Annotated in this window: 8 protein-coding genes; all 8 read left to right on the top strand. The window is 46.6% G+C overall.

The features are described 5' to 3' along the window. Positions 1-130: 130 nt before the first annotated feature. The 8 genes from MKZ13_RS12870 to treP all read left to right on the top strand — a co-directional run bounded on the left by MKZ13_RS12870 (position 131) and on the right by treP (position 12,790). Positions 131-2,563 (top strand): glycogen/starch/alpha-glucan phosphorylase, encoded by a 2,433-nt coding sequence (locus tag MKZ13_RS12870; protein WP_339184434.1) that lies wholly within the window; start codon positions 131-133, stop codon positions 2,561-2,563. Positions 2,564-2,827: 264 nt separating this feature from the next. Continuing rightward, a complete protein-coding gene (locus tag MKZ13_RS12875; protein ID WP_339184437.1) occupies positions 2,828-3,697 on the top strand; it encodes an effector binding domain-containing protein in 870 nt (289 codons plus the stop codon). Positions 3,698-3,738: 41 nt separating this feature from the next. Next, entirely contained in the window at positions 3,739-4,197 is a 459-nt protein-coding gene (locus MKZ13_RS12880) for a VanZ family protein (protein WP_339184440.1), read from the top strand. A 371-nt stretch (positions 4,198-4,568) separates the two neighbouring features. Continuing rightward, positions 4,569-6,260, top strand: a complete 1,692-nt coding sequence (locus tag MKZ13_RS12885) for an alpha-glucosidase (RefSeq protein ID WP_339185386.1) — start codon at positions 4,569-4,571, stop codon at positions 6,258-6,260. 98 nt (positions 6,261-6,358) lie between these two features. After that, positions 6,359-7,051 (top strand): metal-dependent hydrolase, encoded by a 693-nt coding sequence (locus MKZ13_RS12890; RefSeq protein WP_339184443.1) that lies wholly within the window; start codon positions 6,359-6,361, stop codon positions 7,049-7,051. Between the two features lie 238 nt (positions 7,052-7,289). After that, positions 7,290-8,645, top strand: coding sequence for a C4-dicarboxylate transporter DctA (dctA, locus tag MKZ13_RS12895; protein WP_339184446.1), 1,356 nt, complete (start codon positions 7,290-7,292; stop codon positions 8,643-8,645). A gap of 376 nt (positions 8,646-9,021) precedes the next feature. Continuing rightward, entirely contained in the window at positions 9,022-10,743 is a 1,722-nt protein-coding gene (gene treC / locus MKZ13_RS12900; protein ID WP_221824922.1) for an alpha,alpha-phosphotrehalase, read from the top strand. 28 nt (positions 10,744-10,771) lie between these two features. Next, on the top strand, positions 10,772-12,790 hold the full coding sequence (gene treP / locus MKZ13_RS12905) for a PTS system trehalose-specific EIIBC component (RefSeq protein WP_339184450.1): 2,019 nt from the start codon (positions 10,772-10,774) through the stop codon (positions 12,788-12,790). Positions 12,791-12,881: the final 91 nt, after the last annotated feature.

Raw genomic sequence — 12,881 nt, forward strand, 5'->3', positions numbered from 1 at the left:
TCAAAAAAATCTGGGGATAACAGCGATCGGAAGGTTATTCTGTCATCGAAGTGGCCAGTGTAAATATAATTTAGTTCGATTTGTATGAATCGCCACCATCCTGCAGGATTTCCCCGGGAGGAACCTACTTTTGTTTGACAACAAGGAAACGTTCAAGAGCATATTTACACGGAATCTGGTCAGCAAATTGGGCAAACCGATTGAAGAAGCAACACAGGAAGACGTGTACCATGTACTGGGAAGCATGATTCGTGAATATGCAGGCCAGGATTGGGCAGCGTCGAATCAGGGGTTCAAGCAGCGCCAGGATAAACAGGTCTATTACTTCTCGCTGGAATTCCTGATTGGACGTCTGCTCGGCAACAATCTGCTGAATGTAAATGAATTGGAATTGGTCCGTGATAGTTTAGCTGATCTGGGTTTCTCCTTGGAAGAGGTGGAAGAGCAGGAGGCGGATGCAGGACTCGGTAACGGAGGTCTGGGACGACTCGCTGCCTGTTTCCTGGATTCACTCGCTTCACTCCGATATGCAGGACATGGTTGCGGGATTCGATATAAATACGGTTTGTTTGAGCAAAAAATCATCAATGGTAATCAGGTCGAGTTACCCGACAATTGGCTGGATAAGGGCAATGAATGGGAAGTCCGCCGTCCAGACAAAAAGGTGGAAGTACAGTTCTGGGGCCGGGTAGAAGCTCATGAGCAGGATGGAGAATATCAGTTTGTTACAAAAGATGCCGAATCGGTTATCGCCATTCCCTATGACGTGCCTGTCATCGGTTATGGTCAGACCCATGTAAATACATTGCGACTCTGGAGTGCCGAGCCAAAGCGCGAGACTTCACTCGACACCCCTTCGAACTATTACGGTTATCTGGATTATAGCCGTTCGGTTGAATCAATCTCGGAGTTTCTATATCCAGATGATTCCCAGTATGAAGGAAAGCTGCTGCGATTGAAGCAGCAATACTTCATGTGCTCGGCAGGTGTACAGAGTGCCTTGCGTACGTTCAACAAGCTGGAGCTACCGTATGATCGGTTGCCTGATAAAGTGGCCTTCCACATTAATGACACGCATCCAACCTTGGTTATTCCAGAACTGATGCGCATCCTGATTGATGTGAAGGGGTATGGCTGGGATGAAGCATGGGATATCACAACCCGTACTGTATCGTATACCAATCATACAACGCTTAGTGAGGCGCTTGAGAAGTGGCCTGTATCCATGATCAGCAGGCTGCTGCCACGAATCTACATGATCATTGAAGAGATCAACAAACGCTTCTGTGGCATGCTGCTGGACCGGTATCCAGGAGATCAGGATCGCATAGGGCATCTGGCGATTGTTGCAAACGATCAGGTACGGATGGCACATCTGGCGATTGTAGGCAGTCATAGCGTGAATGGTGTTGCTGCTTTGCATACCGAGATTTTGAAAGAGCGTGAGATGGCTCCCTTCTATGAACTGTATCCAGAGCGTTTCAATAACAAAACGAATGGTATCACCCATCGCCGCTGGTTGATGCATGCCAATCCGAAACTGTCGGATCTGATTACGGATACAATCGGTAACGATTGGATAACAGAGCCGGGCAAGCTGGAGCAGTTGGCTGGCTTTGCGGATAATACATCATTTCAGGAGCAGTTCCGTTTGATTAAGCGGGATAACAAAGAGCGGCTTGCTGCGTATATTCTGGACCATACCGGGACAGCAGTGAATCCGGATTCCATCTTTGATGTACAGGTGAAGAGGCTGCACGGGTATAAACGTCAGCTGTTGAACATTCTGCATGTCATGCATCTGTATAACCGGCTTAAGAATGATGCTTCGTTTGATATGGTACCACGAACGTTCATCTTTGGTGCCAAGGCAGCGCCGAGTTATTATTTTGCCAAGAAAATTATTAAGCTGATCAACACCGTGGCTGACACAGTGAATCGGGATGCGGCCGTGAATGACCGCTTGAAGGTATTTTTCCTCGAGAATTATTCCGTCTCTCTCGCAGAGAAAATCATTCCCGCTGCGGATGTTAGTGAACAGATCTCAACCGCAGGTAAGGAAGCTTCCGGTACGGGCAACATGAAATTTATGATGAACGGTGCTTTAACGATTGGCACGATGGATGGAGCCAACGTGGAGATGGCGGAGCAGGTCGGGGAAGAAAATATGTTCATCTATGGTCTGCGTGCAGACGAAGTGCTTGAGTACTATCGTTCGGGTAGCTATCGTCCGAATGAGATTGTGCAGCACGATGAACGCATTCGCGAGGTTGTGGAGCAATTAGTACATCCAGGTGCATTCTGTTATCGTGACGGGGAGTTCTGGGATATTTATGACTCCTTACTGGCCCATGGTGATGAATACTTTGTATTGCGTGATTTTGCTGCTTATGCAGACGCGCATGCTGCGATTGACCAGGCGTATCGGGATATTCCGGGCTGGACTCGGAAAGCGATATTAAACACGGCTCATTCCGGCATATTCTCCAGTGATCGTACCATTAGTGAGTATGCGACAGATATCTGGGGTATTCATCCCGTGTCCGGGAACTGGAAAGGTTAAGAATAGATTGTTAGACTAACAAGTCCCCTTGTTCACAAGAGACATCTCTGCTGGTAAATCAACCATCGTAGAGAGCATCTCCTTGTAGAACAAGGGGATTTTGGCATACAGTGTATCATAGTGTCATTCAACTTGAAGATAAGCGAAACTCGCGTATTTTTCATCATACAAGTTCGCACACAAAATCAAAAAAAAGATCTGGATCTCAGTCATACTACATAAGAAATCGTTTGATATTTTGAATTAGATAGGGGAGCCGTCACTATGGATCATTACACACGAATTCAGCTTGCTATTGAGTATTTGGAGCAGCATTTGCAAGATGATTTTAATATCAGAGAGACGTCCGCTGCTGCGAGCTTTTCGGCGTTTCATTTTCAGCGTTTATTCCAGGCAATTACGGGATTCACAGTACTGGAATACGTGCGCAGACGCAGATTAACGGAAGCTGCTGCGATGTTGCGGGGCACATCGGAAGGCATATTGGACATTGCGATGAGCTTTGGCTATCAATCTCAAGAGGCATTTACACGTGCATTTTCAGCTTACTTTGGAATGACACCCGCGAAGCTGCGTAAGTTGGAAGTGGATCAGTTGTCATTTTTGAAGATGCAGCGGAGCATTGATTTTAACGATTATCGAACTCAGCTTGATGGAACTTTCCACATGAACACACCCCGTCTGGTCACATTGGCACCGAACTGGATTGTCGGCTATGAATATAAGACCAACCTGAATGACAATCAGCATTATGCTGAGATACCCGGATTTTATCACGATTTTGGGTTGGAACAGAGATTCATGGTTATCCCGGAGAGGACACGCCCTGATATGGCATACGGTGTGGCTTGTCATTTTGAAGAGAATGGAGCATTTTCTTTTATTGTGGGTGAAGAAAGCGGTGGAGCATCGCAGATACTAGAACCCGGTTTTACCTCGATTGAAATTCCCGGCGGCTTGTATGCAGAGTTCACCGTGGAAGGCTCCGGGCAGGATATCCGTAAAATGATCTATGGCAGCTGGCTGCCGCAGTCGAACTATGAACGGAGGGAAGGGCCGGACTTTGAAGTGACGGATGTCTGGAAATCGACCCCTGAACAACTGGACATGAAGATCTATATCCCGTTAAAATAGACCTTACCGCTTCGCGGAATTCAAGGTCGGAGGACAGATGAATGAGCGAAAAGTCGTGGCTCCACTCCAAGTGGATGCTGACCATTGTTACTTGCATGGCAGTCCTTTACCTACTGATTATGGGCATTTTACTGTTTGTCAGTGGACGAACACCTAGCATGTATTATCAATATAATCTCGTACCCTTCGAGACGATTCGTCCACTTCTTATGGAGAGGGAGAGGTACAATACAGATACCTGGGTCAAAAACCTGTTTGGCAATATCGTATTGTTTATTCCGCTGGGTATCTGGATTCCATGGTTGTTTCGGAGGTGTCGTTCGTTCCTGACATTTACATCTACAGTTGTTTTACTTCTGCTGGGTGTCGAGGTCACACAATTGATTACACGTGTAGGTTCGTTTGATGTGGATGACATTATTCTGAACACGATCGGTGCCTGGATCGGATACGCCGGATTTAAGTTAGTCTTATGTTCACAAAAAAGGACTCGGAATTGAACCGCAGATCGCGGTCCATGACCGGGTCTTTTTGCATAAGATACCTTTCAAATGTTTACAAGGGAATCATTTCGGATAAAACATATTAACGGCTTATTTATATCGTGAGCAGAGATTATATATATAAATTGAACTAAACTTTTACACGAAACGGAGAGGACAGAAATAACCTGAGGAAGCGAAAGAGTTCGCCTAAAAGCTTTCTGAAAGAAAGCTGCATCGGAAGCATACGCTATCCCCGGATTTTCCCCTTATAAGGGGAATTCATAAAATCTGGGGATAACAGCGATCGGAAGGTTGTTCTGTCATCGGAGTGTCCAGTGTAAATATTCTTTAGTTCAATTTATATAGTGGACAAAGATGAGAGCGAGGTGGGCGATATCGTTTGGTGGAAAGAGAGTGTGGTATACCAGATTTACCCGAGCAGCTTTAAAGATTCGGACGGGGATGGATATGGCGACTTGCAGGGAATCTATGAAAAGCTCGATTATTTGGAGAATTTAGGCGTGGATGTGATCTGGCTCTGTCCCATTTACGATTCACCAGGACATGATAACGGATATGATATCCGGGATTACTACGGCATTTTACGCAAGTATGGCACGATGGAGGATTTTGATCGATTATTGGCAGAGGCACACAAGCGTGGTCTCAAGATCATGATGGACCTGGTGCTGAATCATACGTCAGATGAACATGCGTGGTTTGCTGAATCGCGTTCGTCAAAGATGAATCCGAAGCGGGATTATTATATTTGGCGTTCAGGCAAAAATGGGCAGGTGCCGAATAATTGGGAGTCCTATTTTGGGGGTTCGGTGTGGAAGCATGATCCCGAGACAAATGAATATTATCTGCATCTGTATTCCGAACAGCAACCGGATCTCAACTGGAACAATGCACAGATGGCAGAAGAGATGTATGAGATGGTGCATTGGTGGCTGGAAAAAGGGGTCGACGGATTCCGTTTCGATGCAGTAGCGCATATCGCCAAGGCAGAGGGTCTGCCAAGTGCCCACAATCCGGATAATCTGCCGGTGGTTCCAGCGTATCAGCTCTTTTCCAACCTGGAACAGGTACACTCGATCTTGAAGAAGCTGAATAACATGATCCTAAAACCCTACGGACCCATGACAGTTGGCGAGACTTCGGGACTTGGGCCTGAGCAGGCTTTGGCTTATGTCGGGACGGATCGTGATGAGCTTAATATGGTATTCCAGTTTGAGCATATGTTTATCGATGCCAAATCCTCCGGAATTGGTAAATGGAACTATAAGGAATGGAAATTGACAGATCTCAAAGAAATCATGAGCCGATGGCAAACGGTTTTGCATGGTAGAGGCTGGAATGCCAATTATATGGGCAACCATGATCAGCCACGCCCGGTTTCCCGTTTTGGTGATGACGGTAAATATCGGGTGCGTTCTGCTCAGATGCTGGCGACATGGATGCTTACACTCGAAGGAACCCCCTACATCTATCAAGGGGAAGAGATTGGCATGACCAATGTCGCTTTCCCGGATATCGAGCAGTACCGGGACATCGAGACCAAAAATTATTACAATCATTACATTGGTCAAGGTAAGTCGAAGCATGAAGTCATGCAGGCGATCTGGCTGAAGAGTCGCGATAATGCTCGCACGCCGATGCAATGGGATGAGACGGAACACGCAGGGTTTACCCAGGGGCAGCCGTGGATTCAGGTAAATGATAATTATCCTGAGATTAATGTGGCTGATGCCGAAAGTGATCCGCAATCCATTTTGCATTATTACCGTAAGTTAATTGTGCTTCGCAAACAGCATAAAGTGCTTATCTATGGCGCGTATGAACTGCTGCTGCCGGATGATCCGGATATCTATGCCTATACACGAACGCTGGATGATGAGCAGATGTTGGTCATTCTGAATTTCCGTGGGCATGAACCGGAGATGCACTGGCCGGAAGGCTGGGATTCCGAGCATGCCAAGCTGATCATCAGCAATGTAAGCAGACGTTACTCTACCGATGAAGGCGCAATTCAGCTTCAGCCGTATGAAGCAAGGGTATATCGTAAGCAACGGTGACACGGAGGCTAGCGTAATTTTGCGTTGGTGAAGAGCTATGATTTATAATAAATAGTGGTTTTCAAAATAATCAAAACATATGTCGGGAGGAATCCAAGTTGTTGAATATTACGTTCCACGGTCACTCCAGTGTTCAGCTGGGCACAGAAGAAAAGTCTCTGATCATTGATCCCTTCCTGCGTGGCAACGAGCTTGCCGTCACGAAGCCTGAAGATATTAAGACAGATATTGTGTTGCTGACACATGCACATATGGATCACATCCTCGATGCTGAGCCTATTGCCAAAGCAAATAACGCCAAAGTTGTGGCTATTGTGGAATTGGCTACATATATGTCTTGGAAAGGTCTGGATACACTCGGCATGAACATGGGCGGAACGGTAGATCTTGATTTTGCTCAAGCCAAAATGATTCAGGCGTTCCATACTTCGGGGATTGTGCTGGAAGAAGAACAACGGATCATGTATGCAGGTTTGCCTGCTGGATATATCATTAATATTGGTGGTAAAACGATTTTGCATGCCGGAGACACAAGTCTCTTCGGGGATATGAAAATGATCGGTGATCGTCATGATATTGATGTAGCTTTCTTGCCGATTGGTGGACATTTCACTATGGGACCTGAGGATGCGCTGCAAGCGGCCGAATGGTTTAATGCCAAACTGACGATTCCGGTTCATTATGATACATTCCCGGTGATTCGTCAGGATGCGGAACACTTCGTGCAACAACTAGCTGGAAAAGGGTTGGAAGGCCGTGTGCTCGCCCCCGGAGAATCTATTACCCTGTGATGCACATTTAACCGCTGTTCAATAATAAATGGATTTATGGATAAAGACGAATATCACGTTAAGATAACTGACGTGATATTCGTCTTTTTTCGGTTTTAGGTTCAATTTTCACCGATAGAGTTGGTACAAATGACAAAAACATTGAAATTCCATTGTTGAACTCCCTTTTAGAATGATATAAAAAGTTACACGGAAACCAAACAGAAATCCGAATTGACCGCAAACAGGGGGAGCGTTCATGTCATTTATGAAATCATTATTTTTTCAAATTATTGTAGCGGTAATCATCGGGATTGGCGTAGGCATTCTGTGGCCGGATCTGGGTAGCTTGCTGCAACCGCTCGGAACAGGTTTCATCAAATTGATCAAGATGATCATCGCACCACTGATTTTCATGGTGATTGTAACAGGCATTGCCAAAATCGGTGATCTGAAGTCGGTAGGTCGCATCGGGCTGAAAGCCATCGTGTGGTTCGAGATTGCAACTACAGTGGCGCTGGTACTTGGATTGGGAACAGCCAATCTGCTTCGCCCCGGTGCCGGAATGAACGTGGACCCTTCAACCATAGACGCAAGCGGCATTGAAGCGAAAACCAATGGTTCCGAGTTACCGCACACGGTAGACTTTATCATGAATATTATTCCGACAAGTGTTGTGGATGCCTTTGCACAAAATGCACTTCTGCAAGTACTGCTCGTGGCCTGCCTGTTCGGGGTTGCGCTGGCAGCAACGGAGAGTAAGGCAAAAGAGAATGTACTTACGCTGATTGAGAACTTGCTCGGCATTATGTTCCGCATCATCGGTTATATCATGAAACTCGCGCCAATTGGTGCATTTGGAGCCATGGCTTACACGGTAGGTGCCTATGGGGCTTCCACTTTATCATCCTTTGGTCTGTTAATTCTGGCCTGTTACGGCGCAGCGCTGCTGTTTCTGGTCATGCTGGCATTGGCTGCCTGGTGGATTACCGGGCTGAATTTCCTGCAATTTGTGAAGTATACCCGTTCTGAAGTGATGCTGGCAATTGGAACCGGATCCTCAGAAGTGGTGATGCCACGCATGATGGACAAACTAACCAAGGCGGGTTGTGATCGTGCGGTTGTGGGTCTTGTAGTGCCGACGGGGTACTCGTTTAATCTGGATGGCGCTTCGATCTATTTATCCTTGGCAACGGTTTTTGTTGCTCAGGCCGTAGGGATTGAACTGACATTGATGCAGCAGATTACGATTTTGCTGGTGTTGATGTTAAGTTCCAAAGGCATGGCAGGAGTACCTGGCTCCGCATTCTTGGCCCTGTCTGCAACGGCAGTGGCTGTCAATGCTTTTCCGGTAGCAGCGGTTGCTCTGCTGCTTGGTGCAGATCGATTCATGGATACAATGCGTGTATTCACCAACCTGATGGGCAACTGTGTCGCAGCATTTGTGGTGGCAAAATGGGAAGGTCTGCTGGATCAAAAGCGAATGCGTGCCGTACTCTCTGGTGAGATCAGTGCTGCTGAACTGGAAAGGGAAGAGCAAGCTGCACTATCTTTATTAATGTTGAATATGCAGGAAAAACAAGGGAAAACCGTAGTTTCACCGGAGATGTCGTAAGAGGCGTGTCTCCGCTGTGGTGATGAAGTCAAGTGACAGCAACCCTATAATAACAATCCATTACAACAGTAAAAAACAGTAGAATACATTTAAAAAGTTCAACCAAGTTCAACCAAATTAGACCGTCTGTTGCCCGCACCAATGGTGGGAAGAACAGACGGTTTTTTGTTGTCCCAATACAGATATCATTGGGTTCACGAACGCAGGTTCCAAAATAAATGTTACAGAGGAAAGATTTATGGGGAATGTGTAGAAGAGGCGAAGAATATACATATTATAGTTTCAACTTGTATATACATGTTTACTTATGTAATATAGATATGAAGTTAACCGAGAACATCACATAAGAGCATTACAATTTATTGGAGGCGTTAACATGAGTTCTAATAACACAACTCCGTCATCTTGGTGGAAGACATCAACGGTGTATCAGGTATATCCGAAGAGTTTTAATGATACAACCGGATCGGGTACTGGAGATATTCGTGGATTAACCGAGAAGCTTGATTATTTGCAGCATCTGGGTATCGATATTGTGTGGTTGCAGCCGGTATATGTATCTCCGCAGCATGATAATGGGTATGACGTAGCGGACTATTATCGGATTAATCCGGATTATGGAACGATGGAGGATTTTGACGAATTGCTGAAAGGTCTGAAGGCTCGTGATATGAAACTGATGATTGATATCGTGGTGAATCACTCCTCGACCGATCATGAGTGGTTCCAGCAATCCCGTTCTTCCAAGGATAATCCGTATCGGGATTATTATATTTGGAAAGATCCTGCTCCGGATGGCGGTGTGCCAAACAACTGGCAATCCAAGTTCGGTGGGCCTGCTTGGCAGTTCGATGAACAGACGGGACAATATTTCCTGACTTTATTTGATAAAACGCAGGCAGATCTCAATTGGGAGAATGAAGAAGTACGCAAAGCTGTACGGGATATGATCAAGTTCTGGGCCGAAAAAGGTGTGGATGGTTTCCGTATGGACGTGATCAACCTGATCTCCAAAGACCAGCGGTTCCCTGATGATGATGGTAGCGTGTCACCGGGTGATGGACGCAAATACTACACGGATGGACCGCGTGTGCATGAGTACATCACCGAGATGTACGATGAAGTATTCGGGCCTTACAACATGGTGACCGTAGGGGAAATGTCCTCCACAACACTGGAACATTGTATCCAATATTCGAACCCGGCTTCCCGGGAGTTTTCGATGACGTTTAACTTCCATCACCTGAAAGTGGATTATCCGAATGGTCAGAAGTGGGAACTGATGCCGTATGATTTCGAAGCGATGAAGCAGCTCTTTAGTGAGTGGCAGACAGGCATGCAAGCTGGTGGTGGCTGGAACGCCCTGTTCCTTAATAACCATGATCAGCCTCGGGCATTATCCCGATTCGCCGATGATGGTGATTATCGTGCCGAAAGTGCGAAGATGCTTGCAACAACGATACACGGCATGCAAGGTACACCTTATGTCTACCAGGGTGAAGAGATCGGCATGCCGAATCCGGTCTGGAATGACGTTAGCGAGTTCCGCGATATCGAATCAACGAACATGTACCGCCTGCTTCAGGAAGAACGAGGTAAATCCGCTGAAGAGGCTTTCAACATTGTAAAAGAGCGTTCCCGGGACAACTCCCGCACACCGATGCAGTGGAATGGAAGTAAGAACGCCGGATTTACTACCGGAACACCTTGGCTGAAGGTGGATGAGCGGTATCCTTCCATTCACGTGGAACAGCAGCTGGCTGATCCAGATTCGATCTACTACCACTACCGCAAATTGATTGCCCTACGTAAACAGGTTAACGTGCTGAGCGACGGTCTGTATGAACGATTGGACGATGCACACCCGAATGTATTCGCGTACGCACGGACCAATGGAATTGAAACCCTGATTGTTGTATCCAACTTCAGTAAACGAGACGTCACGTTTTCGCTTCCGGAAGTGGTCTGGAATGATCATATTGCAGGCAAATCAGCAGAGTTACTCATAGGGAATACGGAGGCAGCCCCTGCGCTGACGCAGGAAATCTCTCTCAGTCCGTATGCATCCTATATGTGGCTTGTGCCACAACAGGACTAATCACATTTTATAAATAGGAAGTGACACTATGGCAATCGATAAAAAACAGGTTGAGGAGATCGTCCGGGCAGTCGGTGGCAAAGAGAATATTGAAGCTGCTACACACTGTGTTACACGACTCCGGTTTGCCTTGTATGATGAGAGTAAAGTGGATACTGAAAGTCTGGATCAGAATGATCTGGTTAAAGGACAATTCTCTTCCCAAGGACAATTCCAGGTCGTTATTGGGCCTGGTCTGGTGGATAAAGTCTATGATGAGATGATTCAGATTACCGGGGGAGATCGTTCTTCCAAGGATGATGTGAAGGCGGTTGCTGGTAAAAAGCAAAATCCAATCCAGCGAGCGATCAAAACACTCTCGGATATTTTCATTCCGATCTTGCCTGCAATCATTACGGCAGGTCTTTTGCTCGGGATTAACAATATTCTGACAGGTCCAGGCATTTTCTTTGATGGAAAATCACTGGTGGATGTTTATCCAGCCTGGAAGGATCTTGCGTCCATTATTAATACAATCGCAAGTACAGCCTTCACGTTCCTGCCGGCTCTAATTGGTTGGGCAGCTGTAAAAAGGTTCGGCGGCAGTCCGCTGCTCGGGATCGTGCTGGGTCTCATTCTGGTACATCCCGATCTGCTGAGTGCATATGGTTACGCTGATGCTGTAAATAATGGCACGGTGCCAACATGGAATCTGTTTGGTTGGGAGATTGAGAAGATCGGTTATCAAGGGCAGGTTCTGCCAGTACTGGTATCGGCCTATCTGCTTGCGAAGATGGAAATTTTCCTGAACAAAAGGGTGCATGATTCGATCAAACTGCTGGTCGTTGCACCAGTTACATTGCTGATTACCGGATTCCTGGCATTTACGATTATTGGACCGGTTACGTTTGCTATTGCAAATGCAATTACATCTGGTTTGATCTATGTATACGATTCATACGCGGCGCTGGGTGGTCTGATCTACGGTGGTCTCTACGCTTTGCTCGTTATCACCGGTATGCATCACACGTTCCTTGCGGTAGATGTTCAGCTCATCGGTAGTCAGGGTGGTACGTTCCTGTGGCCGATGCTGGCATTGTCTAATATCGCACAGGGTTCAGCGGCACTTGCGATGATGCTTGTCCTGCGTGAGAAGAAAATGAGAGGACTTGCAGCAACGTCCTCGGTATCGGCCTTCCTCGGGGTAACTGAGCCGGCGATCTTCGGCGTGAATATCCGTTATCGTTATCCGTTTATCTTTGGTATGGTCGGTTCCGCGATTGGCGGTGTGTTGCTGACGATGAATAATGTTCAGGCAACATCCATCGGTGTAGGTGGCGTACCGGGATTCCTGTCGATTTTCCCTAACAAATGGGGTGTCTTCTTCATCGGCATGGCGATTGTCCTGGTTGTACCATTTGTACTGACCGTCCTTTTTGGCAGAGCCAAACTGAGAAAAGAAGATCGTAGTGCAAGCAATGAAACCATTAATGAGCCTAAAGCGGTTACGTCGCAGTCTGCTTCGGGTGTTACCTCTTCAACTGCAAAAACAGATCCAAACCAGCGCACACGTAGTGCAGCTCAAGTAGGAGACGAAGCCGTGAATACACTGGAAATCATGGCGCCATTAACAGGCCAGGCCGTATCACTGGAGCAAGTACCAGATCCGGCTTTTGCCGAGAAACAGATGGGTGAGGGTGTAGCAATTGAACCTTCCGGCAATGTTGTTGTTGCCCCGTTTGATGCTCAGGTAGCTCATGTGATCAAAAGTAAACATGCGGTGATTCTTGAACACGCGAGTGGATTACAGGTTCTGATCCATGTCGGGATTAATACCGTATCCCTCAAGGGTGAAGGCTTCAACATGCATGTGGAAGCTGGCGAGCATGTAAAGGCTGGACAAAAGCTGTTGGAGTTTGATCGTAAGGTAATTGAAGATGCGGGATACCCGCTGATTACCCCGATTATCATTCCAGATGGTCAGGATATGGTTGAACGGGTGGAAGTCACGACAGGTGATGTTAGATCCAATCAAAATGGTGTGTTGAAGGTTCATCTGAAAGGTTAATTGAATACAACAACAAGAAGGGGCTGCGTGATGTGCAGCTCCTTTTTGCTGTAAGATCGTTATTTTCATGGCGATCATGGTAAACTGTATA

Origin of the sequence: Paenibacillus sp. FSL R5-0701, from assembly GCF_037973995.1 — a bacterium.
Taxonomy (GTDB): domain Bacteria; phylum Bacillota; class Bacilli; order Paenibacillales; family Paenibacillaceae; genus Paenibacillus.